At 67.1% G+C, this 23,893-nt stretch carries 22 protein-coding genes; 17 read left to right on the top strand and 5 right to left on the bottom strand.

Going from position 1 to position 23,893, the window contains the following annotated elements; translation table 11 throughout:
• Positions 1-9: 9 nt before the first annotated feature.
• Positions 10-630 carry a class I SAM-dependent methyltransferase gene (locus tag KY501_RS19935; protein ID WP_224364791.1) on the bottom strand — a complete coding sequence of 207 codons (621 nt, stop codon included), beginning with the start codon at positions 628-630 and terminating at the stop codon, positions 10-12.
• A gap of 168 nt (positions 631-798) precedes the next feature.
• On the opposite strand from KY501_RS19935, the gene KY501_RS19930 reads away from it, so the two are divergent.
• From KY501_RS19930 to KY501_RS19920, 3 genes are all read left to right on the top strand, one after another.
• Complete coding sequence (locus KY501_RS19930; protein ID WP_224364790.1) at positions 799-1,770, top strand: nucleotidyltransferase family protein; 972 nt, start codon at positions 799-801, stop codon at positions 1,768-1,770.
• Positions 1,771-1,873: 103 nt separating this feature from the next.
• Positions 1,874-3,175 carry a UDP-glucose dehydrogenase family protein gene (locus KY501_RS19925; protein WP_224364789.1) on the top strand — a complete coding sequence of 434 codons (1,302 nt, stop codon included), beginning with the start codon at positions 1,874-1,876 and terminating at the stop codon, positions 3,173-3,175.
• Positions 3,172-4,356 (top strand): acyltransferase family protein, encoded by a 1,185-nt coding sequence (locus tag KY501_RS19920; RefSeq protein WP_224364788.1) that lies wholly within the window; start codon positions 3,172-3,174, stop codon positions 4,354-4,356. Before KY501_RS19925 ends, KY501_RS19920 begins: the two co-directional genes overlap by 4 nt.
• A gap of 4 nt (positions 4,357-4,360) precedes the next feature.
• Here the strand turns inward: KY501_RS19920 and KY501_RS19915 are convergent, their stop codons facing one another.
• Positions 4,361-4,633, bottom strand: a complete 273-nt coding sequence (locus KY501_RS19915; protein ID WP_224364787.1) for a hypothetical protein — start codon at positions 4,631-4,633, stop codon at positions 4,361-4,363.
• Between the two features lie 201 nt (positions 4,634-4,834).
• On the opposite strand from KY501_RS19915, the gene KY501_RS19910 reads away from it, so the two are divergent.
• The 4 genes from KY501_RS19910 (at position 4,835) to KY501_RS19895 (ending at position 11,843) form a co-directional block, all read left to right on the top strand.
• A complete protein-coding gene (locus tag KY501_RS19910; RefSeq protein ID WP_309242977.1) occupies positions 4,835-7,444 on the top strand; it encodes an O-antigen ligase family protein in 2,610 nt (869 codons plus the stop codon).
• A 287-nt stretch (positions 7,445-7,731) separates the two neighbouring features.
• The gene (locus tag KY501_RS19905) at positions 7,732-9,081 is read left to right on the top strand and encodes an AHH domain-containing protein (RefSeq protein ID WP_224364785.1); all 1,350 of its coding nucleotides are present in this window, start codon (positions 7,732-7,734) and stop codon (positions 9,079-9,081) included.
• 15 nt (positions 9,082-9,096) lie between these two features.
• On the top strand, positions 9,097-9,660 hold the full coding sequence (locus KY501_RS19900; RefSeq protein WP_224364784.1) for an imm11 family protein: 564 nt from the start codon (positions 9,097-9,099) through the stop codon (positions 9,658-9,660).
• 524 nt (positions 9,661-10,184) lie between these two features.
• On the top strand, positions 10,185-11,843 hold the full coding sequence (locus KY501_RS19895; RefSeq protein ID WP_304608626.1) for a choice-of-anchor A family protein: 1,659 nt from the start codon (positions 10,185-10,187) through the stop codon (positions 11,841-11,843).
• Positions 11,844-11,898: 55 nt separating this feature from the next.
• Here the strand turns inward: KY501_RS19895 and KY501_RS19890 are convergent, their stop codons facing one another.
• Both KY501_RS19890 and astB read right to left on the bottom strand, forming a co-directional pair.
• Entirely contained in the window at positions 11,899-13,488 is a 1,590-nt protein-coding gene (locus KY501_RS19890; protein WP_224364783.1) for a hypothetical protein, read from the bottom strand.
• A gap of 54 nt (positions 13,489-13,542) precedes the next feature.
• The gene (gene astB, locus KY501_RS19885; protein ID WP_224364782.1) at positions 13,543-14,883 is read right to left on the bottom strand and encodes an N-succinylarginine dihydrolase; all 1,341 of its coding nucleotides are present in this window, start codon (positions 14,881-14,883) and stop codon (positions 13,543-13,545) included.
• A 20-nt stretch (positions 14,884-14,903) separates the two neighbouring features.
• Here astB and KY501_RS19880 point away from each other — a divergent pair, with 20 nt between their 5' ends.
• The 9 genes from KY501_RS19880 to KY501_RS19840 all read left to right on the top strand — a co-directional run bounded on the left by KY501_RS19880 (position 14,904) and on the right by KY501_RS19840 (position 22,704).
• A complete protein-coding gene (locus KY501_RS19880; protein ID WP_224364781.1) occupies positions 14,904-15,860 on the top strand; it encodes a lysophospholipid acyltransferase family protein in 957 nt (318 codons plus the stop codon).
• A gap of 13 nt (positions 15,861-15,873) precedes the next feature.
• Complete coding sequence (locus KY501_RS19875) at positions 15,874-16,419, top strand: hypothetical protein (RefSeq protein ID WP_224364780.1); 546 nt, start codon at positions 15,874-15,876, stop codon at positions 16,417-16,419.
• Entirely contained in the window at positions 16,416-16,928 is a 513-nt protein-coding gene (locus KY501_RS19870; RefSeq protein WP_224364779.1) for an LptA/OstA family protein, read from the top strand. The genes KY501_RS19875 and KY501_RS19870 overlap by 4 nt, the downstream gene beginning before the upstream one ends.
• Complete coding sequence (gene lptB, locus KY501_RS19865; protein ID WP_224364778.1) at positions 16,925-17,665, top strand: LPS export ABC transporter ATP-binding protein; 741 nt, start codon at positions 16,925-16,927, stop codon at positions 17,663-17,665. Before KY501_RS19870 ends, lptB begins: the two co-directional genes overlap by 4 nt.
• 286 nt (positions 17,666-17,951) lie before the next feature.
• On the top strand, positions 17,952-19,466 hold the full coding sequence (rpoN, locus tag KY501_RS19860; RefSeq protein ID WP_224364777.1) for an RNA polymerase factor sigma-54: 1,515 nt from the start codon (positions 17,952-17,954) through the stop codon (positions 19,464-19,466).
• A gap of 81 nt (positions 19,467-19,547) precedes the next feature.
• A complete protein-coding gene (locus KY501_RS19855; RefSeq protein WP_224364776.1) occupies positions 19,548-20,660 on the top strand; it encodes an AAA family ATPase in 1,113 nt (370 codons plus the stop codon).
• A 190-nt stretch (positions 20,661-20,850) separates the two neighbouring features.
• Complete coding sequence (locus KY501_RS19850) at positions 20,851-21,201, top strand: hypothetical protein (RefSeq protein WP_224364775.1); 351 nt, start codon at positions 20,851-20,853, stop codon at positions 21,199-21,201.
• An 81-nt stretch (positions 21,202-21,282) separates the two neighbouring features.
• Complete coding sequence (locus KY501_RS19845; protein ID WP_224364774.1) at positions 21,283-21,903, top strand: GNAT family N-acetyltransferase; 621 nt, start codon at positions 21,283-21,285, stop codon at positions 21,901-21,903.
• 15 nt (positions 21,904-21,918) lie between these two features.
• Positions 21,919-22,704: a GPI anchored serine-threonine rich family protein gene (locus KY501_RS19840; protein WP_224364773.1), complete on the top strand. Its 786-nt coding sequence runs from the start codon at positions 21,919-21,921 to the stop codon at positions 22,702-22,704.
• A 12-nt stretch (positions 22,705-22,716) separates the two neighbouring features.
• On the opposite strand, the gene KY501_RS19835 is transcribed toward KY501_RS19840, so the two are convergent.
• The gene (locus KY501_RS19835; RefSeq protein WP_224364772.1) at positions 22,717-22,965 is read right to left on the bottom strand and encodes a hypothetical protein; all 249 of its coding nucleotides are present in this window, start codon (positions 22,963-22,965) and stop codon (positions 22,717-22,719) included.
• Positions 22,966-23,173: 208 nt separating this feature from the next.
• Here KY501_RS19835 and KY501_RS19830 point away from each other — a divergent pair, with 208 nt between their 5' ends.
• A complete protein-coding gene (locus KY501_RS19830) occupies positions 23,174-23,722 on the top strand; it encodes a hypothetical protein (protein WP_224364771.1) in 549 nt (182 codons plus the stop codon).
• Positions 23,723-23,893 lie beyond the last annotated feature (171 nt).

Here is a 23,893-nt window from a genome sequence, read left to right as displayed (position 1 = left end):
GCGCGCCTGTCACTGCTTTCGCAGGACGAAGATGTGGCAGTCGCCACCCTTGAGGCCTCGCAGCAGCGGGCCGACGAGCCGGGTGATGAGCCGGTTCAGCGGGCGGGTGCCGGTGGGGTGGGGCTGATTGAAGGCGTGCTCGACGAGCTCGAACCCCGTGTCCTTCAGCATCCGCTCGAGCATGAAGGTGTGGATGGGGGTGATGTGCGTCGGATCATTGAAGCGCGGATCCCTGCCGAACATGCGCAGGTTGCCGGTGGCGAGGAACTGCAGCCGCGCGGGCACGTTCTCGATGTTGGGCGTGGTGAGCACCATCCTTCCACGGGGTTCCAGCAGCTTGTTGCACTCGCGCAGGAAGGCCCGGGGGTTCTCCAGGTGCTCGATGACCTCGATGGCCGTGAGCCCATCGAAGGAACCCTGGAGGCGAGCGCTGAAGGGCTCGTTGAGGTCCGCGGCGACGAGAGGCGCGCCGGAGAAGCGGTAGAAGGAGGTGTCCCGCTCCACAGCGGTGACGGTGTAGCCCTGGGAAACCAGGCGCGAGGCCCAGGCGCCGGAGCCAGCACCGAGATCCACCACCCGCGCGGGGGCGGGCAGGTGGCGCCGGAGGACGGCGCTCACCGCGTCGTGCATGCCGGGGATCGTGCGGGCCTGGAGTTCGCTCAAGGGGCTCGGATGAAACCATGGCTCCCCCGCGTGTCCAATCCAACTCCCACAAGGGGCGGGAGTGTCACCTGCCGAGGAAGGAGGCGCACTCGCGCATTGCGTCCTGTGGGGGTGTCTCGTTAAAGGTGCGCCACCATGGCTCCCAGCCTGCTCGACACCTTTCGCATCCTGTCCTCCTTCGATCCGCCGAGAGGCTCGCTCAAGGGCGCGCCGTGGGAGGAGTTCGTGGACTGGGCCATCGAGCAGGGCCTGGCGCCGCTGGCGGCCTACAACCTGGAGTACCGGCTGGCGGGGGCGGGCGCGCCCGAGTGGGTGAGAGACAGGCTGCTCTCCATCTACCAGGGCTCGGTGAACGACAACGTGATGAAGCTCGTCAACTTCAAGCAGATCGTCGACGAGCTGGAGGGCCGCAAGCTGCTGGTGCTGGGAGCCGCCGCCTTCGCCGAGGCCCTCTACCCGCACGTGGGGTTCCGCCCGGTGCTGGACATCCACGTGCTGCTCAAGCGGGTGGATGTGGAGGGTTTCTCGGGCTACCTCTCGCAGCACGAGTTCAAGCCGGAGAAGGACGAGGCCCGCAGCGGCGCGGCGCGGGTGCTGTCGGACGGGCGCACCGCCATCTACCTGTTCGCGGACGTGCTCGGCACGGAGCGGCGCGAGGAGCTCCAGGGCATCTTCGATCGCTCCAAGCCGTGGAAGGTGTACGGCCCGTCCATCTTCCGTCCGGACCTGGAGGATGCGGTGCTGCTGCTGTGCCTGGAGCACGCGCGCCAGGGCTACCAGGTGCCGTGGCTGTCCTTCGTGGATCTGCGCGAGCTGGCCACGGGGGCCACCTCCATGGGCAGCATCTACTCGCGGCCGCTGGACGTGGCGGTGCTGAAGGAGCGGGCCCGGGCGTGGCGGTTGGAGCGGGCGCTCTACACCTCGCTGTCCATCATCGCGCGGCTCTTCCCCGAGACGACGGCGGCCCTGGAGCCGGCCCGTCCGCCGCTGCGCCGCGCCACGCAGGAATTGCTGAACCGGCTCGTGGTGGAGCCGGTGAGCGTGCCGGGCAACCGGGTGGCGCTCCGAGGGGCGGATCGGCTCCGGCGCCTGCTCACCGGGCAGTGAGCCCCCGCCCGCCTCCCGGGCAGGCGCTGGCGGGTGGCTCCGGCTTCCCCTGGCGGCGCTCCCGGCGTAAGAGACGGGAGGCACCCGTCGCCTTGGGAGTGACATGCGCATCGCCATCATCGGAACGGGCTACGTCGGGCTCGTCGCGGGGACGTGCTTCGCGGACTCGGGTAATGACGTCACCTGCGTGGACATCGACGAGCGGAAGATCCGCGCGCTCCAGGCGGGCGAGGTGCCCATCTACGAGCCGGGCCTGGAGGAGCTCATCCGCAAGAACGTGCGGGAGCGGCGGCTGAGCTTCACCACGGAGCTGGCCACGGCGGTAGGGCCGGCGCAGGTGGTGTTCATCGCCGTGGGCACGCCCGAGGGCGAGAGCGGTGACGCGGATCTCCAGTACGTGCTGGCCGCGGCGGAGCAGATCGGCCGGGCCATGCGGCAGTACACGGTGGTGGTGGACAAGAGCACCGTGCCGGTGGGCACCGCGGACAAGGTCCGAGCGGCCATCGCCCAGGTGACGAAGGTGGAGTTCGACGTGGTGTCCAACCCCGAGTTCCTCAAGGAGGGCGCGGCGCTGGACGACTTCCTGAGGCCGGATCGCGTCGTCATCGGGGTGGACGCGGAGCGGGCCCGCCGCATCATGGGCGAGCTGTATGGGCCCTTCGTGCGGACGGAGAACCCCATCTTCTACATGGACACGCGCTCGGCCGAGCTGACGAAGTACGCGGCCAACGCGATGCTGGCCACGCGCATCTCGTTCATGAACGACATGGCCGCGCTCTGCGAGAAGGTGGGCGCGGACGTGGACTTCGTGCGCAAGGCGCTGGGAGCGGACCGGCGCATCGGCTACCCGTTCCTCTTCCCGGGCGTGGGCTACGGCGGCTCGTGCTTCCCCAAGGACGTGAAGGCGCTGGTGGCCACTGGCCGCGAGCACGGGCTGGAGCTGGACTTGCTGCGCGCCGTGGAGCGCACCAACGAGCGGCAGAAGAAGCTGCTGGTGAACAAGGCGCTCAAGCACTTCGGGGGCTCGCTGGCGGGGCGGACCTTCGGCGTGTGGGGCCTGGCCTTCAAACCGAAGACGGACGACATGCGCGAGGCGCCCTCCATCGAGGTGATTGAAGGGCTGCTGGGCAAGGGCGCGAAGGTGGTGGCGCATGATCCGGTGGCCGAGCGCACGGCGCGGCGCTACTTCGGGGATCGGATTCGCTACGCCGCGCTGCCCTACGAGGCGCTGGAGGGCGTGGACGCGCTCTTCATCGTCACGGAGTGGAACGAGTTCCGCCACCCGGACTTCGAGCGGATGAAGGCGTTGATGAAGGCGCCGGTCATCTTCGACGGCCGCAACATCTACGATCCGGTGCGGATGCGCGAGCTGGGCTTCACCTACCAGAACATCGGCCGTCCATGAGCCGAGGCGGGACACTGGACGCGCTGACCGGCCTGCGGTTCTGGGCCGCGCTGTACGTGGTGGTGTTCCACTTCGGAGGCGGCTGGTTCGAGGGCACGCCCGGGTGGATGGTGTCCATCTACCAGTCGGGTTACGTGTCGGTAGGGCTGTTCTTCGTGCTCTCGGGCTTCGTGCTCGCCTACAGCTACCTGGGGCCGGAGGGGCGGATGAAGGCAGCGCCTCGCGCCTTCTGGGCCGCACGGCTCGGGCGGGTGTATCCGGTGTATGTGCTCGCGCTGGTGTTGCTGGCGCCGCATGTCATCGCTGGTTCCATGGCGGCGAACACCGTGTGGGTGTCGGCCGCGAAACTGGCGGTGGGCGGGGGGAGCGCGCTGCTGCTCGTTCATGCGTGGCTGCCGCCTGCGGCGCTCTATTGGAACCCTCCGGGCTGGTCCGTCGCCGTGGAGGCGTTCTTCTACGCGCTCTTCCCGGCCGCGACGGCCGTGCTGGCGAAGCTGCGGCTCCAGCGGTTCCTCTTGGCCCTGGTTGCGCTGTGGGGCCTGGGGTTGCTGCCGTCGCTGGTCTACCTGGGGCTGGATCCGGATGGCCAACCCGCCAGCATCGTGGCGAGGGGCACCTGGCTCACCGTGCTCGAGTTCAACCCCGTGCTCCGCCTGCCGGAGTTCCTCATGGGGGTGGTGCTGGGCCGGTTCTTCCTCCGGGAGGCGCCTACGCACAAGGGGTCGGGAGCGTGGATGGCGGCCGGGGCGGCGCTGCTCACGCTGGGCGCGACGGCGGCCAGTGCTCACCTGCCGTTCGCGCTGATGCACAACGCGCTGCTGGCTCCGGTGCATGCGCTGCTGGTGTACGGGCTGGCCCGTGGGGGAGGCGCTCTCGGGTGGTTCCTGTCCAGGCCGTTCATGGTCCGGCTGGGAGCCGCCAGCTACGCGCTCTACATCCTCGAGCACCCGGTCTGGGTGGCGGTGAACTCGCTGGCGGAGAGCCTGGCGCCGTGGGTGGAATTGCGAGCGCCTCGCCCCCTCTTTGCCGTCTACCTGCCGCTGGTGGTGGGGGCCTCCCTGCTCTGCCACCGATGGGTGGAGGCACCGATGCGGGAGTGGGTGCGGCGGGTGCTCCAGCCCTGGGTGGAGCGGAGGGAGTCGGCACCCGAGGGGGTGTCAGTGGGGACACCCCGGGCTTGATGGCTCAGCGCGCCAGACCGCAGGCGACCTTGCCCTCGTCGGTGTCGATGGTGCCGCAGTCGCAGGTGTCGAGCTTCTGCTCGCAGACGGCCTCGTCCTCGGAGGTGGGCTCGACGTAGGACTCGTCATTGGCGGCGCGCTGCACGCACAACTCCTTCTCGACGGAGTTGGTGTTGCAGTCGCACAGCTTCTCGGAGAGCTGGCGGCAGGCGCCCTTGCAGCCGGAGAGGCCGAGGAGGGCGAGGGCGAGCACGGCGATTGCGACAGGGCGGCGCATGGGCGGCGGAAGATGCCAGATGCCACCCCAGATGCAAGCCGAGTCCTACCGGGAACATCCACCCGGGGGCACTCTGGTTGCCCGCCTGCTTCTCCTCCAGGGGGCGGATAGGAGGCGCTCTTGCTCCCGTGCGATAGTCACGGCGCGTCCATGCCCTCCGCATCTCGCCGTACCCCTCGATACATTCTTGGATCCGAAGCTGTGCTGGCTGGGCTCGTCGTGTTCTGCCCGCTGGCGTTGGGGGGGGCTCCGACGTGGGTGCTCTATCCGCTGGTGGGGCTGGCCACGGTGGCCTTCGTGTTGGCGGGGTTGGGCGCACGGCGTCAAGGGCATGCGCTGCACGTGCCGTGGTTGGCGTTGGCGCTGGTTGCGGGTGCGGTGCTCTGCCTGATTCAGCTCATTCCGCTGCCTTCGGGGCTGCTGGGGGCGGTGAGCCCCGAGGCCGCCTCGCTGCGGGAGTTCGCGCTCGTTCCGTTGGGGCTGTCGTCCGCGCGGCCTGTTTCTCTGGATCCGCCGGCCACGTGGCGCGAGCTGGCCCGGTACGTGGCGTATGCGCTGGCCTTTGTCGCGGCGGTGGAGGTGTGCCGGTTCCGGCGCTCGCGGCGGAGGCTGCTGACGGTCCTGGCGCTCACGGGGGCGGGGGTGGCGTTGATCGGCGTGCTGCACGAAGCGCTGGAGATGCCGCTGCTGTTCGGCTTCCGGGCGTATACCTACGCGCGGCCGACGTTGGTGACACCGTTTGGCAATCCCAACCACCTGGCGGGCTTCCTGGGACTGAGCGCGACGGTGGCGCTGGGCCTGGGGTTGACCAGCGAGCGGCTCTTGCGCGCGGTGGGCTACGGGGCGCTGGTGCTGCTGTGCGGTGCGGGGGTGTTCCTCTCGTTGTCGCGCGCGGGGATCCCCTTCTTCTTGCTGGGGCAGGCGCTCGTGGCGCTGTGGGTGCTGCGGGGCAAGCCGGAAGTCCGGGAGGACGACCGCACGCCTCCGGTCTGGAGCCACGGGACGGCCGGAGTGCTCATGCTGTGCGTGACGCTGGCGGTGGGCGGCTACGTAGCGTGGGAGAAGCTGTTGGAGGAGGCCGCCACCGCGGACAGCGTGGAGGAGCTGCGCCAGGGCAAGGTGGACCTGTGGCCGATGATGGCCGAGGCGGCGCGGGCCTTCCCGGTGCTGGGCATGGGGCGAGGGGCCTTCGAGGCGGCCTTCCCGCGCTATCAGAGCGCGCCCAACCCGAACACGCTGACGCACCCGGAGAACGCGCTGTTGCAGCTCGGGGCGGAGTTCGGAGTACCGGGGTGGGTGCTGCTCGCGGGGATGGCGTGGGGCTTCGTGCGGATGGTGCGCCGCCAGCGGTTGGGGCACCTGGAGGTGGCGGTGCTGGCGGGAGTCGCTGCTCTGGGGCTGCACAACCTCTTCGACTTCAGCCTGGAGCTGCCTGCGTGCGCGGTGGCGGTGTGGGTGGCGCTCGCGGCGGTGGCTCGGCCGGAGGAGCGGGAGGCAGGTTCGGTTCCGGGAGGGACGTGGCGGTTGTCTCCGCTCCGGGGGATGGGCATGGCCGCGGTGTTCGTGGTCATCGCGGGAGTGGCGCTCGGACGAGGGCGGCACACGCTCGAGGAGGCGGAGGCGGAGCTGGCCGGGCTGATCCAGGCCCGTGCGCCGCTGCCCGAGCTCCGGGCTCGGGCGTTGGAGCTCATTGATAGGCACCCGGCGGACTACCTGCTCTATGGACAGGTGGGCGCGGCGTACGCGGCGGGAGGGAAGGCCACGGCTGGGGATGCGCTGGCGTTCGTGAACCGTGCGCTGTACCTGCGGCCGATGGATGCCGCCTCGCACCGTACGGCCGCGAGGGCATTGCTGGCGCTGGGGCGTCGAGGACAGGGGTTCCTGGAGTACCGGCTGGCCTACGAGTCCGGAGACAAGGAAGTGCTGGTGAAGGAGGCGCTGCAGGCGTCTCGCACGCTGGAAGAGTTGCAGGCACTGTCTCCGGATGCGCCGAGGCAGGTGGCGGTGCTGGCGCAGGCGTTGGCCTCGCGGCCGGCCCGTCAGGAGCAGGCGCTGGAGTGGCTCGCGTGGGCCCGAGAGCACTTCGAGTCCCTGCTGGAGGACCACTCACCGGAAGCTCCGCGGCTCGGATTCAGCGCGAGGGACATGGATGCGCTGTGGGAGCAGGAGGCCCGGCTGCACGTGATGCGAGGCGAGCTGGGCGAGGCCGAGGCGTTGTGCGTGGAGCTGGAACGGCGAGCGCCGGAAGCGCTCGAGGCGCAGATGCTGAGGGCGGCGATCCTCCGAGGCCAGGGGCGAAAGGAGGAAGGCATCCAGTTGCTGGAGCGGCTCGTGCCGCGCTTCCCGGGGAAGGTGGAGCTGCCCTTCCAACTGGCGGGCCAACTGCTCGAAGCGGGGCTGACGCGGCGAGCGAGGGCGGTGCTCGCACAGGCCAGTCCGTTCATCACGGATTACTCGCAGCGGGCGAGGCTGCTGTCGCTGGAGGCGCAGAGCTTCGAGCGTGAGGGGCTGATCTCCCGAGCATTGGAGCGCTACCAGACGGTGGCGAGGCTCGTGCCGGCGCCGGAGACGCACTTCACGGTGGCGAGGCTGTACGAATCCCTGCGCCACTACGGAGACGCGGCGAGGGAAGTGCGAGAGGGCCTACACCTGCTGCCCGCGGGAGCCCACCATGAGCAGGAGGCTTGGGTGACGCGCCTGGAGACGGAGGAGCGAAAGCTCCTGGAAGCGCGGCGGCAGGAACTGATGGAGGACCCTCACAAGCAGGACGTGGTGGAGCACCTGCTGGAGACGACCTCCGACGAGCCGTGAGGGTGAACGATCCCGCCAGGCGCTTGTCGGTGAACGGGCATGGCGTGCTCACCCACGGGAGGCGCCAGCGGTGAGGCTCGTTGGAGCACGTCCACGCGAGCCAGACGTGTCACGTTGGACGCTCTCCTCGTGGCGCGAGTAAGGCACCACATCCGTACAGGCTTCCAGGGGCAACCACCTGCCCGCAGAGCCCGTGGATTCATGAAGCAGACACCACCCGGCATATCCTCCTCTACCGCGTGGTGGCCCCCTAACCTGCTCCCCTGCTCACACCAAGGGGTGCCCTCATGCTCTGGCGAATTCTCTGGAAGGCCGAAGCGCTGTTCCTTGTCGTGTTGGTGGGGTGCTCTACCGCCCAGCCAACGATCCGGGTGGACTCGGGAGCAGAGGGGGAGACGCTGATCTACATCCCCCGCACTGCCACAGCGGAGCCGGTGGAGGTGACACCAGAGCAAGTCACCGAGGAGCTCCGGAGACTGGCGCGCGAGGTGCGCTTGGCGGGCTCACCCCGGCAGACAGTGGACCGACTCTTTCAACTCGACGCGCTCTATGGGGATTACCTCTACCTGATGCGAGAGCGAAAGATCGTCCCTTTGGAGTCGGGCATGCCCCTGGAAGGAGCGTTGACGGAGGGGGAAGCGCAACTCGTCAGTCGTTACAAGGCATGGTGTCGCAGTGCCCAGAGGGTGGAGGGCGATTGCCTGGGGGCACTCGTCGGGGGCAAGTACCTGGACATGCAAGGCCGGTACATGCTGGCCATGGCCTTGAGCAAGAGCCCCGTCGTGGAGGAGTTCCAGAAGGCGCTTGGTGACATGGTGAGCATGCGGGCCGTCCTGCAAGCAGCCATCGGCACTGTCGTCACACTGCTCGTCTTGCTCTCGATGCCCGAGCCCGTGACCAAGTTTGTGGCTGCGTGGGCGACAGCGGCGCTCGTGCTGTGGGTCGGCGCGAGCACGCTCTACCATCTCGTGAAGGGCTGGTTCGAGCTGATGGAGGAGATGAAGACCGCCGCCACCTTCGCTCAGATCCGCGAGGCAGGTGAGAAGTTCGGTCGGCTGTTCTCACGTGAAGCGGCGCAAGCCTTCTCCATGATCGTGATGGCTCTGCTCACGCACAGCGCGAAGGGGTTCGCGGAACAGGTGGCGACGCTCCCCGGTTCTGCGGAGGTGTCGCTCCATGCGGCGGAGCAGGAAGGGATCCTGCTGTCCGAGGTGGGCGCGGTGGACGCAGTGGCCGTGACGGAGGACGGCTTCCGCATGGCGCTGGCCCCGGGCGCGGTGGCGATGGCGGTGCGCGGCGGGCGCAGCACCCGCACGGAGAAACACCACATGGCAACCATCGCGAACAAGAAATCCGCCTTGCGTGGCGGCCCGTGGACTCCACGGTTCGAGGATCTCTTCGCCAGGGCGGGAAAGCGGCTGACGGACCTGGAAAACATCGTGCCAATCAAGGGGCACAAGGGGCCACACCCGCAGCGATACCATGACATGGTCTATACGCGCTTGCTGGAGGCGCTGGGAGATTGTGGCAGCATCGCGGAATGCCGGGCGCGGTTACTGCCCGCGCTCGATGACCTCGCTCGAGACATCGCCACACCCGGTACGGAGTTGAACCGACTCGTCACCCTGGGGAAATGACGCTAGAACTTCCCTATGTCCCAGCGCTTCTTCAGGCTAGCCGACGATGTCTCCGTGCCCCGCCGCTGGCATCTGGGCACCCCCATCGACAGTCTGGGCCATAGGGTGCACGACTGGGACTTCACGCGGGGAGCGCCCGTGCATGTGGAGGGACGGCTGAAGATCCCCATCAAGGTTGCGGGAAAGCCGTTGGACTTCTCCGAGGCTGGATTGGGCATCCCCGTCGCCCACGTCAAGGTGGCATCCATGTTGGCGGAGCGTGCCCCCGGCGACGTGCAGGTCATCCCCGCAGATATTGAGGACCAACCGGATCAGTACGTCGTCCTCGTGGCCACGCGCCTCATCCGCTGCATTGATGAAGACGCCTCCAAGGTGCGATTCTGGACGCCAGAACATGGCGTGCCCGAGAAGGTCGGGCACTACATCGCGGTGGATCGCTTGCGCATCGACAAGCGGAAGGTGGGGAACGCCACCGTCCTCCGTCCCGAGGGGTGGTCGAGCACCCTGATCGTCTCTGGGGAGGTCAAGGACGCCTTGAGGCGGATGGGCGCCACAGGCACGAGATTCGAGGAGGTCTAGGGGACCCGCCGGAAGCGACCGAGCCGAACCTGTCCGACTGTCCGACAGGTTTGTGCCACGCGTCGCCGCCAGGGCCTCAAGTCCGTGGCTTCGCGGACACTCCATATTCCTCCAATGCCACATTCTCTCGTCACGGGCGGAGCAGGACCTCTTCCTCGAAGGCCATGCAGGGCGAGGCTCCTATGGTGCCCACCTGGGTGTCTGCTTGAGAGCCCAGCAGCAGCGGGGCTGCCATCTCGAGGGGACACGCCCTCCCACTTCCAAGGATCCGCGGAAGTAGCCCGAGCAGAACACGGCTGAGAAACATCCATACTCCTCGAGTCTACCGGTGCGAGCCTGTCTGGAACTCTCTTTCATCTGGCTCTCTGTCTGCTTTGTGTTTCATCCTGACAACGCATGCTCAGGGCAGTTGAACTGGCTGTAGAACGAAAGAGAGCTCTATGTATCAACGTATTGCGTTCACGTATCTTGTAACAACCGCGTTCCTGCTTGGGATTGGCTGCGGCACAGAGGGGCAGGATGCGATGCAGCCTCGCTCGAGCGCGCTCAGCGTCACGGCCGCCTCGTGTGGAGATGGCAATCGCAGCGCGGATGAACAATGCGATGACGGAAACACCCAGAATGGCGACGGGTGTAGCAGTGTCTGCACCGTGGAGAATGGCTATCTCTGCACCGATGCCGGCTTCTCGCTCGCCTTTACGGAGCAGTGGTTCGTGAGCGGTGCGGTCAATCCCAACTGGCAACTGTCCGCGGACCGGCTGACCGTTCGCCAGACCACCAACTCCGCTCCTGCTGTGTACATGACCAACCTGCCTGTGGGAGGTGCTCCGCTGTCCTTCGAACTGGCGGTGGAGACGAACTCGGATGACGACTTCATCGGCTGGGTGGTGGGCTTCGACTCAGGGGACACCACCAACCCGCAGGCTGAGTACATGCTCTTCGACTGGAAGCAGGGAGATCAGGATCTCGGTGGTGGCGTGATGGGCCTGGCGGGCCTGGCCATGAGCCGCGTGAAGGGCGCTGTGGATGCCCCGAAGAGTGGCCAGGTCCCCTTCTGGGAGCACAGCGGCGCCATCTCCGAGGTGGCTCGGGCGCTCCATCTGGGCCGCACCGGTTGGGCTGACAGAGCCGTCTACCGGGTGAAGATGGACTACAGCACCTCGCGGATCCGCGTCTGGGTCAATGATGTGCTCGAGTTCGATCAGACGGGCACCTTCCCCGCCGGCAGGTTCGGCTTCTATACGCTCTCCCAGGAAAATGATCGCTTCACGCTCGTGAGTCCCGTCACGGGTAGCATCTGCGGCCTGGATCCCGACGCGGATCCCGATGGTGACGGCGTGCGCACGGGGGATGATCCCGCCCCCTTCGATCCCTCCATCTGCGGTGATGCGAACAACGATGGAGTCGATGACTGCGCGCCGACGTGCGTGCAGGTGCACCTCAACGATTACAACCTCTTCCTGCTCGAGGACTACAACCAGGGGACGGACGTGCAGGGCAAGGTAGCGGCGGGTGGCAACATCACGATGAACCACTTCTCGGTGGGGCAGGGCCTGCCCGCGTCTGATGTGGCCAATGTCCTGGTGGCTGGAGGCGCCCTGACTCTCTCCAACGGAGCTGTCTGGGGAGATGCTCGGTATGGCGGCAACTACAGTGCTGGGCAGGACGTCACGTACGTCCGGGGTTCCGCCTCACAGGGCGCCCCCATCGACTTCGCCACCCGTGGCGCTGAGCTGCGCCAGCTGTCCACACGGCTTGCCTCACTGACGGCCAATGGGACGACGACCCGCGAGTCCTGGGGTGGAGTCATGCTGCGCGGTACGTCGCCGGGCGTGAATGTCTTCGAGGTGCCCGCAAGTGCCTTGACCGGTGCCAAGCTGCTGTCCATCGATGCGCCTGCTGGCTCGCTGGCGGTGATCAACATCCGCGGCGCCTCGGCCACCTTCACGGGCTTTGGCAGCTCGTTCAGTGGAGGAATCGACCAGCATGGCGTCCTCTACAACTTCGTGGACACCACGGCCATCAGCGCCCGCGGCTACGGCTTCTGGGGCACGGTGCTCGCTCCCTATGCTCATGTGAACTTCACGGATGGGAGCTTCGATGGTGGGCTGTACGCTCGCTCCATGACAGGCAACGCGGAAGGTCACCTCAACGCGCTGTATGACCGCGAGGTCTGCCCGTAGCGAACCGCGTGCGAGCAAAGCTGGGCGGGCAAGGAGCTGCACTGCCTGCCCAGCTTTACTCCACCTTCAACACAGGCACCGAGCGCCAGAAGATCTCCAGCATCTCGATGTTCTCGTCATCCATGAGGGAGCGCAGCGCTCGGTCCAGGTGGGACTCCTTGTCGAGCCCCAGCCACTCCATCGCGGCCTTGTTTCCAGCGGCCTTGTCCGGGTCCTTCATGCCCGCATCCACGGGTGTGGGCTCGGGCGAGGGGAGCTTCTCCGGGGGCTTCATCTCCTCCGGGCCGAACTTCTGGAGCGCGAGCCGCCGCGCGGAGATGGCCCCCCGGATGAAGAACTGCTCTCGGAGCAGCAGCGCGTTCGTGCGCCCCACCCGCTCGATGAGCAGGGCCTGATCCTGCCAGTCGCAGATGCGCGGCAAGCCGTAGACAGTGTTGAAGAAGATGCGCGCCGTCGGCGTGAACGCCAGTGCATGCACCGAGTCGATGCGCTCCTCGGCCAGCCGCGAGGCATCCTCCTCGCTCAATCCATCGATGACCTTCAGATCTGCGGACTGGGGCGGGGCAAAGCCCTCGAGCCCCAGCATGCTCGCGGCCCGATTGGTGACAATGCGCAGCATCCGCTCTCCGATGAGGGCCACCGCAACGCCAATCAGCAGGGCGCCCGTGCGGCCCTGGAGCGGATTGCCCGTGTTTCCAGGGGCCGTGCCATTCGCCGCCAGCGGTCTGTCCGTGCGGGTCACCGTCTGTGGAGCCATCAACGGGCTCTCCTTGCTGGCCTCCAGGAGCAGGGCTCCGAAGAACAGGGCGCAGATGGAGACAATGAGCAGCGTGCGTGAAGCCCGAGCCATCATCCGCGCGGTGGCGTCATTGCTCGCCGAGCGGAAGAAGATCTGTCCCAGGTGCAGGGTGAACGAGATGGTCGCCGCCGTGCCCACCGACAGCGCCACATAGTCATTGTCGGAGGTCCAGATGGCGGCGCAGGTGACGAGGATGCTGGAGGCCAGGAAGCCGAGGATCGCCGCGTGGCGCCCCATGCGGTGGATGGAGCCCTCCATGATCTCCCGCTCGTACTCCCAGTTGGCCCGAGCATGCTCCACCAACTGCGCGCCGTGCTTCCGTCCCGCGATGAGCGAGGGGTTGGCCTCGAAGGCGAAGTCCCCGCGAGCCATCCGGCGCTCGACGAGGAGCGACACCCCGAGCGTCAGCAGCGCCGGAGTCGCGGACAGGCACAGCATGCCCAGCAGGGGCATGGAGACGCCGCCCAGCTTCGCGCCGCTCTCGAAGCTCCCCTTCATGACGTGGTAGGCGGTGAAGAGCACTGCGCTCAGCAGCACCAGCAGCGCGGGCTTCACGAGCGAGGGCGCAATCGTCCCCACCGTCTTCGCGAGCGCCAGCCACTGCTCTTCGACTTTCGCCCGCAGGTTGAACCAGTGGGTGATGGCAAGGATGAGCAGCCCCGCCAGCAGGGCCAGACCCACCTTGACGGGCCAGCCCAGGTTCTCGCGGAAGCCCTGTCCCGTCTCGCTGGTCGCCAGGAACCACGTGAGGATGATGAGCGCGACCGTCACCAGCCCGTTCAGGGAGGGCTCGATCCAGCGCAGCGGATTGAACTTCGCTTTGGGGCCAGGCTGCTCTGGAGTCATGGGACTCCGAGATGATGGCCAGCCCCTCGGACGAGCGTCAAAGATCCCGCTCTGCTACAGGACAGTCGCACCTGCTTGCTGGAAGTCGTACACGCTGCCCAACTGGAGGATGCGCGTCAGCTCATCGAGCGCCGTCATCGTCTCGCGGGCGAGCTGCGGATCCTGCAGATCCTTCGCATACAGCGCCTCGCGGTAGTGCTTCTTCACCCAGGCGGCGAGCGCCTCGTGCAGCGTGGGTGAATAGAAGACGTTGGCTTTCACCGCGGCGCGCTCGGCATCCGTGAGCGAGATGCGCTGGCGCAGACAGGCCGGGCCTCCGCCGTTGTTCATGGACTGGCGCACGTCCAGGTAGTGCACGGCCTTGACGGGGTTCTCCTCGGCCACCACGCGCTCCAAGAAGCGCCGCGTCGTCTCCAACTCGCGGCTCTCCACCGGGGCGATGATGGCCATGCTCCCGTCCGGCAGGGTGAGCACCTGCGAGTTGAACGGATACGCCTTCACCGCGTCCTGCACCGGCAGCTCGGCCTGGGAGGCGGTGATGGAGGTGAAGCCCTCGCCCAGCTTCTCGCGCAGCGTGCGCAACAGGCCCGGAGCATCCACGAATGCCAATTCATGGAGCATGAGGAAGCCCCCGTTGCCCACGGCCACCACGTCCGTGTGGAACGCGCCCGAGTCGATGCCCTCCGGATGCTGCTGAGGGAAGAGGGTGCGCTCGGGATCCAGCTTGTGGAGCCGGGCGAGCGCCTGGCTGGCCTCGAGTGTCTGCCGGGCAGGGAAGCGCTTGGGCCCGGAGATGTCCTTCCACGAACTGCGGCCCCAGGCCAGCAGGTGCACGGCAGCATGCCCAGGCGTGGCGAGCCGGGTGTGATTGGCGGCGCCCTCATCGGCGAAGTGCCCGCCGCCAGGCAGGGGCGCGTGGACGGCGAAGCGCGCGGTGTCCGAGAAGATGGCGCGCAGCACGGAGTGCGTCGTCTCGGCCTCAATGGCGCGGTGGAACATCTGCTGGAGGTTGGCGGGCGTCAGGTGCAGGCGCTGGTCCGCCGTGTCCGCCGAGGGCGCACAGGTGGCGGCATTGGCCGTCCACATGGCGGCGGCGCTGGAGGTGAGGCGCAGCAGGTGTTCGGCCTCGCGGGCGGCGCGGGTGATGACCTCCTCGTCCGAACCGGTAAAGCCCAGCATCCTCAGGGTGCGCAGCGAGGGCCTCGGCTGGGGCGGCAGCACGGCCTGTCCCACCCCGAGGCCCGAGACGAAGCGCATCTTCTCCAGGCCTTGGAGTGCCGCCTCGCGGGGGTAGCTGGCCTGGCCGCCATGGGTGGTGGAGGCCAGGTTGCCGACCGAGAGGCCGCCATAATTGTGAGTGGGGCCGACGAGACCGTCGAAGTTGTACTCGCGCATTGGGATATAGAACCGCGGCTGTGGAGCACCCACCCTTAGCAAAGCGGCTGAAGCGTTTCCTCCGCTACCTGCTCGTCCGGGCCGCGCTGGCCCTGGTCCACCCCATGCCGCTCGGGGTGGCGCGGTGGCTGGGTGTGCGCTTCGGGACATTTGCCTTCCTCGTGGCCGGGGGCGAGCGGCGCAAGGCGCTCAAGTCCCTGGTCCGCGCCTTCCCGGAGAAGACGGACGCCGAGCGCCTGTCCCTGGCCCGCTCCTGCTTCCGGCACCTGGGTGCCGCCATGTTCGAGGTGGGGTGTACGGCCGCGCTCGACCGGGAGCTGAAGCAACTCGTGGCATGGCCCGCGGAGGACCGGCAGGTGCTGGAGGCGGCGCTGGCTCGGGGCAAGGGCGTGGTGTTCGTCTCCGGGCACGTGGGCAATTGGGAGCTGCTGGCCCGGCGCGTGGCCTCGGAGGGCTTTCCGTGCCAGAGCATCGCCAAGGAGACGTCGGATCCGCGGCTCACGGCGCTCGTGGGGCGCTTCCGGGCCCGAGGCAAGGTGCGCAGCATCTGGCGCGGGCAGGATGGCGCAGCGCGGCACATGCTCCGAGCCCTGAAGGGCGGAGAAATCCTCGGGTTGCTCATCGACCAGGATACGAAGGTGCAGTCCTTCTTCGTGCCCTTCTTCGGAGAGCTGGCGGCCACGCCTCGGGCGGCGGCGGACCTGGCCATCCGCACCGGGGCGGCGGTGGTGGTGGGCTTCTGCCAGCGCGAGCCCACGGGCTATCGGCTGAGGATGGAGGAAGTCCCGCTGCCAGCCGAGCAGGACCGCGAGGCGGCGGCGCTGGCGCTCACGGCCGCGTTGTCGCAGCGCATCGAACAGGCCATCCGCCGTGCACCCGAGCAATGGGTGTGGATGCACCAGCGATGGAAGACCCGGCCAGAAGGTTCGCCCGCGACACTGCCTGCGGGAGCCGGAGCACCTGCCCCGGCCCGGTGATAGGAAGAGCCCCGTGACGCGCCTCCTGCTCTCCAGCCTCCTCGTCCTCCTGGCCGCCTGTGGTCCGCGTCCCGGGACAACGGCCGCGTCCGAGGCGCCACCCCAGGTGGTGCTCAACGGCGTGCAGATCCAGTCCTTCGAGGGAGAGCAGCTCGTCCTCGCGGGCCGGGCGGACCGGCTCACCTACCAGCGCACCGAGGGCGCGGTGACGGCCACCAACACCCTGCTGCGTCTGCCCGGCCGACGAGACGCCACTCAGCGCGCCCCCGCGGGCCCGCGAGGCGGCATGGAGATCCGCGCCCCGGTGATGGAGGGCAGCCTCTCCTCGCGCCAGCTCACGGCCTCGGGCGGAGTGGTCATCCGCACGGCGGACGGCATGGTGGCGCGCACGCCTCGGGCCACGTACGACGCACCGGCCCAGCACGCGCGAGGCAAGGAAGGCGTGGCGGTGCAGGGGCCGAACTACAGCCTGCGGGCCGACAGCTTTGACCTGTCCTTCACGGACGGGACATTCACTTTCGAGGGTTCCACGGAGACCGTGGTGGGAGGGGCAAAGTGATCGAGTTCCTGGCGATGGCCTTCTTCGTCGCACAGCCCACGGCGCCATCGGCGACGGACGGGGGCACGCGGCCTCCGATGCTCGGGAACATGCCGTTGAACAACCCGGTGGAGATCACGGCGAAGCTCATCACCGGCGAGCGCAACTCGGCGACCTTCACCGGGGACGTGCAGGTGAAGCACCGCACGTTGGACCTCAAGTGCGACAAGATGGTGGCCTTCTACACGGGCTCGCGAGAGGTGACGCGGGTGGAGTGCACGGGGGGCGTGCAGGCACAGGACGGGGACCGGTTCGCCCGGGGCGAGCGCGCCGAGTACGACGTGCCCAGCGGAGTGCTGGTGGTGACGGGCTCGCCGGAGGCGCGGCAGGGCACCACGTACCTGACGGGCACGAAGGTGCGGCTCACGCTGGGCAGCGAGCGACTCGAGGTGGAGAACGCGCGCATCGTCGTCGAGACGGCTCCGCTGGCAGCCCCCAAGAAGGGCAAGGGAGGCGCGAAGAAGCCATGAGTGGCGGGAGACTCTGGGCCGAGGGGCTGCAGAAGAGCTACCGCAAGCGCCAGGTGGTGCGTGGCGTCTCCTTCAGCGTGTCCGAGGGCGAGGTGGTGGGGTTGCTGGGGCCCAACGGCGCGGGGAAGACGACGAGCTTCAACATGGTGGTGGGGCTGGTGACGCCGGACGCGGGCCGCGTGCGCGTGGACAACGAAGACCTGACGCACCTGCCCATGCACCGGCGCGTGCGCCGAGGCATCGGCTACCTGCCGCAGGAGGCCTCCATCTTCCGCAAGCTCACCGTGCGCCAGAACTTCCTGGCCGTGCTGGAGTTGCAGAAGGGGCTGAACAGCAAGGCGCGCGAGGCCCGGGCGCGGGAGTTGATCGACGAGTTCGGCCTGGGGCACGTCTCGGACGCGCTGGGCGAGACGCTCTCCGGAGGCGAGAAGCGGCGCGCGGAGATCGCCCGCTCGCTGATCCCCAACCCGCGCTTCATCCTCTTCGACGAGCCCTTCGCGGGCGTGGACCCCATCAACGTGGGGGACATCCAGCGGCAGATCGTCCTGTTGCGGCAGCGGGGCCTGGGCGTGCTGATCACCGATCACAACGTCCAGGACACCCTGGGCATCTGTGATCGCGCCTACATCATCGCTGAGGGGCAGATCCTCGAAGAGGGCACCCCTCAGGCGATCGCAGAATCGCCCCGAGCGCGCGCGGTCTACCTGGGAGAGCGCTTTCGCCTGCAAACGCCGTGAAAGCCCTCTGAGAGGGCTGCGAAGGCGTGGTTCCGAGCGCGAATGCCAAGGTTTTTCCGCGCCTTGCCACGCAGGTTGGCCTACCCTTTGCGTCGACGGTTGAACAGCTCCGGGGAGACCCGAAAGGTCCTCTAAATCCATGATTCTCTTATGGAAAATCATGGATGCAAGCAGGGGGCCACAATCATGGCCACTAGACGAACGGAGGGGGTCTTGCTAGTTTGGCACGGTCCTTGATTGGTGCCACGTCAAGGCCATGTTTCTGCTCGGTGGGGAGCCCTAGTCCATGGCGATGGAACTCAAGCAAAGCCTGAAACTCTCGCAGCAGCTGGTGATGACGCCGCAGCTGCAGCAGGCGATCAAGCTCCTGCAGTTATCGAGGATGGAGCTGCTGGAGCAGGTGCGGGAGGAGATGGAGCAGAACCCGCTGCTGGAGCAGCCGGACGAGCAGGCGCCGCTGGACGTGGCGGAGAAGGAGCCGGGCGAGGCATCGCTGGAGGCGGCCAACGTCGAGGTGCCGAGGGACCCAGACGCCCCCATCGTCGGCGACAGCACGCCGGAGTTCAAAGGGGACTCGGACAACCCGCCGGAGATCGACTGGGAGGCGTACCTCAACAGCTACCAGTTCAGCGAGCAGACGACGGCGTCCAACAAGGGCAACGTGGCCACGGAGGACATGCCGTCCTTCGAGGCCAACCTGGTGAAGAAGGAGGACCTGTTCGACCACCTTCAGTCGCAGCTCGGCATGCTGAAGATGAACGAGGCCGAGCGCCGGGTGGGCCTGCTCATCATCGGCAACCTGGATGATGACGGGTACCTGAAGCTGCCGGAGGTGGAGGGAGATCCGCTGATCCGCCTGGCGAACGAGGCGGACGTGCCGATGCATGTGGCGGAGCGGACGCTGCGGCGCATCCAGGGGTTGGATCCGAAGGGCTGCGGCGCGCGCGATCTGCAGGAGTGCCTGCTGATCCAGGTGCAGGCGTTGAAGGAGAAGAGCGCCCCGATGCTGGGGCTGATGATCAAGCGGTACATGAAGTACCTGGAGAGCAAAAACCTGCCGGCCATCGCCAAGGAGCTGAAGGTCACCTTGGAGGAGGTGGTGGAGGCGGCGAAGCTGTTGCCCAAGCTGGATCCGAAGCCGGGGCGCAACTTCAGCGGGGATGACGCGCCGTACATCACGCCGGATGTATTCGTCTACAAGATGGGGGACGAGTACACGGTGGTGCTGAACGACGACGGCCTGTCGAAGCTGCGCATCTCGACGACGTATCGGAACGCGCTGAAGAACGGGGCGGTGTCTCCGGGTCAGACGAAGGAGTTCATCCAGGACAAGCTGCGCAGCGCGCAGTGGCTCATTCGTTCCATCCACCAGCGGCAGCGGACCATCTACAAGGTGACGGAGAGCATCATCAAGTTCCAGCGCGACTTCCTGGACAAGGGGATCGCGCACCTCAAGCCGCTGATTCTGCGGGACGTGGCGGAGGACATCGGGATGCACGAGTCGACGGTGTCGCGCGTGACGACGAGCAAGTACGTGCACACACCGCAGGGCATCTTCGAGCTGAAGTACTTCTTCAACTCGTCGATCGCGCGGGTGTCTGGAGAGGACACGGCGAGCGAGGCGGTGAAGCACCACATCAAGCAGCTGGTGTCGCAAGAGGATGCGCGCAATCCGCTGTCGGACCAGAAGATCGTGGAGCTGCTGAAGGCGCAGGGCACGGAGATCGCGCGGCGCACGGTGGCCAAGTACCGCGAGGTGCTGGGCATCCTCCCGAGCAGCAAGCGCAAGCGCTACTTCTGACGGAGTGGGGCAAGGGGACGTGGTAGACAGCGTGCCGCCTGGTGCGTGCGCTGAAGTGGCATGGGCGTCCTGGAGGGAGCGATGCTCACCCGTCTCTACGTCGACAACTACAAGTGCCTGGTGAACTTCGACCTGCGCCTGGAGCGCGAGCACTTGCTGATGGGAGGCAATGGCTCTGGCAAATCCACGGTGCTGGAGGTGCTCTCCACGCTTCGGTTGCTGCTTCATCGGGGAGGAATGGTCGATGAGTTCCTTCCCGCCTCCTCCTTGACGCGCTGGCAGCGAAGGACGAGGCAGACGTTCGAAGTCGAGGTTACGCTGGATGCCCAGTCCCAATATCGATACCGGTTGGAGGTCGAGCACGACCTGCAGCAAGGGACCAGCGTTGTTGCGGGGGAAGAGCTGCATCTGAGTGGAAGGCCGTTGTACGAACTCACCCCGCAGGGGGCAGTGCAGCTCCATCAGGAAGATGAGCCGGGGGTGGTGTTTCTCAGGAGTCCCTCACAGCCGGTGCTGCCCATGCTCTCGGGCTCATACGAGCGCATTACGCGGTTCCACCGCTGGCTCGAACGTCTCTTCGTGGTGCGGATCGATCCAAGACGGATGATGGGCAGGAGCGAGAAGGAGGAATCCGTCCTCGAGGAAGATCTCTCCAACTTTGCCTCCTGGTACCGGCAGCTCACGCAGGAGCGCCTCGATGCGGTGGTGCACCTGCGCGGCAGCCTGCGAGAAATCTTCGCCGGTTTCGACAGCCTGGTCCTCAAGTCGAGCGGAGAGGGAATCCGGACCTTGCGCTCGCTCTGGAAGAGGAGCGAAGGGGGGACAGAATCCCAGCCCCCGGATGAGTACTCGTTCGAGGAGCTCTCCGATGGGCAGCGCGCCCTGATCGGGCTCTATGCGCTGCTTCACGCGCTCGAGGAGGGAGGCGGGACGCTCTGCATTGATGAGCCCGACAACTTCGTGGCGCTCCGGGAAATCCAGCCGTTTCTTCTAGCCCTCCGCGAACAAGAGCGTACTCAGACGCTCGTGATCTCCCACCATCCGGAGATCATCAACCTGCTCGCGCCTGGTGCGGGGCTTCAGTTCGAGCGAATCGCGGGAGGCCCTGTCCGAGTCAGCCCATTCAAGGCTCCTTCCGGCGCGGCTGTGACGCCTGCGGAACTCGTCGCCCGGGGTTGGGAAGATGGGCGATAGCGCGCAGGTCGTGGTGCTTGCGGAAGACCAGCAGCACCAGATTTTCATCCTCCGGTGGCTCAGGCGGCGAGGCTTTGGCCCACGACAGATTCGTCTGCTTCCGGTCGTCGCGGGCAGGGGGGCAGGTGAGCAGGATGTTCGCAATCGCTACCCTGAAGAGGTCGCCACGCATCGTCAGCGTGTGAGCCGGATGAGGTGCTGGCTCGTGGTGCTCGTCGATGCAGACGTCCACTCGCTCCGGCAGCGGAACGAGCAACTCGACAAGGCGCTGACCTCCGCAGGGCTGCCCCCGCGTGCACCGGACGAGTCCATCTGCGTGCTCCTCCCCAAGCGGAACATCGAGACATGGATCCACTTCTTCATGGCGGGGCCTGTGGATGAGGCTGTGGACTACAAGCGGCCTCAGAAAACCTCGGAGGCGTGCAAGCTTGCCGCGGACAAGCTGGCAGACAGCTGGCCTCACAAGTCGCCGCCCCAGGAGTTTCCGCCAGCGCTCCAGGAGGGTTGGAGTGAGCTGAAGCAGGCTTTCGCGGTCTCGTAGTGGGCTCGGTGCGGTACTGGTCCATCCGATTTGTGAAAACCGGCCCTGTTGGGTGGACCAGCTTGTGGGCACGCTTGGCCCATGAGCACGGAACTTCCCCGCAGAGAACTCATCCCGCTGATCGTCCCCCCGGTGACGCTGGAGGGGCGCTCGGTCGTCCTCGAGCCGCTGCGCATGGAGCATGCCGCGGCGCTGGCCTCCATCTGTACGCCCGAGGTCTTCGAGTTCACCACGCTGACCCTGAGCACCCAGGCGGACGTGGAGGCGTACATCGCCTCGGCATTGGAGGCCGCCGGCCAGGGCACCGAACAGCCGTTCTTCATCCGTAGCCGAGACACGGGCGAGCCGCTCGGCACCACGCGATACCTGCAGATCTCCCGCAAGGACCGGACGCTGGAGATCGGCCACACGTGGCTGGGGCGGCGGGCCTGGCGCACGCGCGTGAACACGGAGTGCAAGTTCCTCCTCTTCCGGCACGCCTTCGAGCAGCTCCACGTCATGCGCGTGCAGTTCAAGACGGACAAGCGCAACGCCCGCTCCCGGGCCGCCATCGAGCGCATCGGCGCGAAGTTCGAGGGCATCATGCGCAACCACATGCTCATCCGGGGAGGGGTGGTGCGCGATTCGGCCGTCTACAGCGTCATCGACACCGAGTGGCCCGAGGTGAAGGCACGTCTGGAAGAGCGGCTGGCGCGGGAGTGATAGGGTCGCGGGCGCATGTCCCGCTCAACCCGTTCCCCCTGTTCCCGTCGGCTCCTCCCGTCTCTCGCCGCGCTCGGCCTGCTCGCCGGCTGTGGCCGCACTGAGACCCGTCCCGTCTCCCTGGCGGATCTCTCCGACCGCGCGCTCACCTACACGCTCGTGGATATCGACTCGCTGGTGACTCCGGATGCGGCGGGCTCGCACCGCTTCACCCTCAAGCTCGCCCAGGCCTCGGATGGCTGCACCCAGCTCGTCGAGGGGGTGACGGCCACCTTCAACGGCCAGCCCATGGAGCTGGAGCCCGGTGGCATCTCGGAGTCTGGCGGACGCGAGGTGTGCGAGGAGACGCGCGCCTGGTTCGACTTCGATCCGGAGGCCTGGGACGCCGAGCCCATCGAGGACGCCCGGATCTTCCTCCAGTCCCAGGACGGGACCAGCGCCCTGTCGCTGATCGTCTCGGGCGCGAAGACCAAGCGTCACATCACGTTCCAGGGCGCGGGCTCGGGCGCGACGCTGCGGCAGGGCCAGACGTACACGTACCGCTGGGAGCCCGTGGACGAGACTCCGGGTCCCGTCACCGTCACCCTGTTGCGCGAGGACGGAAGGGCCCCGGCGACGCTGGAGACGGCCCAGGAGGGCGGCAACATCACCTTCATGCTCCCTCAGGCCACGCCCGTCGCAAAGCATCTGCTGACGCTGAGCGGAAGCCTGGTGGGTCAGGTACTCCAGTGCGAGGGCGTGGCCTCCTGCGAGGGAGGCATCTTCCACTCCACCGACTTCGAGATCTCCGTCGCACCGTGACGGAGCGTCCGCTCAGGTTCGGATGAAGCCCCATTTGAGCTGCTTCATCTGATCGTTGAGCTTCTCCTTCTGCTTCTGCGCGGGCTTCGCGGCCTGCGCGGGCGGCAACTGGACACCCAGCTTCGCGAGCGACGCCTGGACGGCCGCCGAGACCTTCTTCACCTCGGCCTCGAGCTGCGTGCGGGAGAGCTCGCCGGGCTTCCGAGCGGAGCGATTCAGCTCCTGAATGTGCTGGAGCACTTCATCCATCTCTGATGCCATGTCACGGCTCCGTGAAGGAAGGGGGCATCATCACCCTCGGCGCCGGACATTGCCTCTCTGTTTTGAGATCATTTCTTTGTATTACGCGCCGGCTTAATGAAGCGAAATCTGCGCTTCAACAACAGTCATCTCCCGGGGGCGAGAATCGCTTTGGTAGTCGCGGTGATTGTTTTCGCGGCTGCCACAACCCCTCATCAGGAGATATCTCATGTCCACCATCGGCGGCTCCAGGTTCCCATCCGGTTCTTCCGTGAACTTCAACCGCTCCACCAGCACGGAGGCGAAGACGTCCGACGCCAGCTGGAAGCAGACCTCTCAGGCCACCCCGGAGGCCCTGAGCAACAACCCGGCGATGCGCTCGTTCCGAGGCGAGAGCGGCTTCGAGGGCGTGGGCGGCCCCGGTGCGGCGCAGGTGGACGGGCCTCGGGGCCCGGGGCCTCGGGAGCAACTCGAGCAGCTGGGCCAGGCGATCCAGGAGCTGATCTCCACCCTGGAGACGGCCCTGAGTCAGCAGGCCGGAGAGACGGACGCGAGCGGCTCCACGGCGGATGCGTCCACCTCCACCGATGAGGCGAGCGCCGCCTCGGGCACGGAGGCCACGGAAGACGCGGCCTCCGCCGAGGAGTCCGAGGATCCGCTCCAGAAGATCCTCGACACCTTGAAGCAACTGCTCGGCATGATCGATCAGCTCCAGCAGCGCCACGGCGCCACGAGCAGCGGAAGCACGGAGAGCACGGCGCTCGCCTCCTCCACCTAGCCCTCACCCCCGAGCCTGCAGATGTCCAGTTTCTGATCGTCGTGGCCGCCCAAGGGGCCAGGCGGCCCTGGGCATCCGCAAGTCCCTGCTCCCGGAGGACTGTGTAGGACCCAACCCACCACGTGACGCTCCTTTCTCAGTCCCTGAGCCCACGGAAGTAGCTGAATCCCC

The organism is Hyalangium versicolor (genome assembly GCF_020103695.1).
GTDB classification, from domain to species: domain Bacteria; phylum Myxococcota; class Myxococcia; order Myxococcales; family Myxococcaceae; genus Hyalangium; species Hyalangium versicolor.
This window is presented reverse-complemented; position numbering and strand designations above follow the sequence as displayed.

What these genes read in the sequence shown, in the direction of transcription:
- KY501_RS19935 (WP_224364791.1), bottom strand. Translation starts at nt 630, where the DNA reads ATGCACGACGCGGTGAGCGCCGTCCTCCGGCGCCACCTGCCCGCCCCC.
- KY501_RS19930 (WP_224364790.1), top strand. Translation starts at nt 799, where the DNA reads ATGGCTCCCAGCCTGCTCGACACCTTTCGCATCCTGTCCTCCTTCGAT.
- KY501_RS19925 (WP_224364789.1), top strand. Translation starts at nt 1,874, where the DNA reads ATGCGCATCGCCATCATCGGAACGGGCTACGTCGGGCTCGTCGCGGGG.
- KY501_RS19920 (WP_224364788.1), top strand. Translation starts at nt 3,172, where the DNA reads ATGAGCCGAGGCGGGACACTGGACGCGCTGACCGGCCTGCGGTTCTGG.
- KY501_RS19915 (WP_224364787.1), bottom strand. Translation starts at nt 4,633, where the DNA reads ATGCGCCGCCCTGTCGCAATCGCCGTGCTCGCCCTCGCCCTCCTCGGC.
- KY501_RS19905 (WP_224364785.1), top strand. Translation starts at nt 7,732, where the DNA reads ATGCTCTGGCGAATTCTCTGGAAGGCCGAAGCGCTGTTCCTTGTCGTG.
- KY501_RS19900 (WP_224364784.1), top strand. Translation starts at nt 9,097, where the DNA reads ATGTCCCAGCGCTTCTTCAGGCTAGCCGACGATGTCTCCGTGCCCCGC.
- KY501_RS19895 (WP_304608626.1), top strand. Translation starts at nt 10,185, where the DNA reads ATGCAGCCTCGCTCGAGCGCGCTCAGCGTCACGGCCGCCTCGTGTGGA.
- KY501_RS19890 (WP_224364783.1), bottom strand. Translation starts at nt 13,488, where the DNA reads ATGACTCCAGAGCAGCCTGGCCCCAAAGCGAAGTTCAATCCGCTGCGC.
- astB (WP_224364782.1), bottom strand. Translation starts at nt 14,883, where the DNA reads ATGCGCGAGTACAACTTCGACGGTCTCGTCGGCCCCACTCACAATTAT.
- lptB (WP_224364778.1), top strand. Translation starts at nt 16,925, where the DNA reads ATGAGTGGCGGGAGACTCTGGGCCGAGGGGCTGCAGAAGAGCTACCGC.
- rpoN (WP_224364777.1), top strand. Translation starts at nt 17,952, where the DNA reads ATGGCGATGGAACTCAAGCAAAGCCTGAAACTCTCGCAGCAGCTGGTG.
- KY501_RS19855 (WP_224364776.1), top strand. Translation starts at nt 19,548, where the DNA reads ATGCTCACCCGTCTCTACGTCGACAACTACAAGTGCCTGGTGAACTTC.
- KY501_RS19850 (WP_224364775.1), top strand. Translation starts at nt 20,851, where the DNA reads ATGAGGTGCTGGCTCGTGGTGCTCGTCGATGCAGACGTCCACTCGCTC.
- KY501_RS19845 (WP_224364774.1), top strand. Translation starts at nt 21,283, where the DNA reads ATGAGCACGGAACTTCCCCGCAGAGAACTCATCCCGCTGATCGTCCCC.
- KY501_RS19840 (WP_224364773.1), top strand. Translation starts at nt 21,919, where the DNA reads ATGTCCCGCTCAACCCGTTCCCCCTGTTCCCGTCGGCTCCTCCCGTCT.
- KY501_RS19835 (WP_224364772.1), bottom strand. Translation starts at nt 22,965, where the DNA reads ATGGCATCAGAGATGGATGAAGTGCTCCAGCACATTCAGGAGCTGAAT.
- KY501_RS19830 (WP_224364771.1), top strand. Translation starts at nt 23,174, where the DNA reads ATGTCCACCATCGGCGGCTCCAGGTTCCCATCCGGTTCTTCCGTGAAC.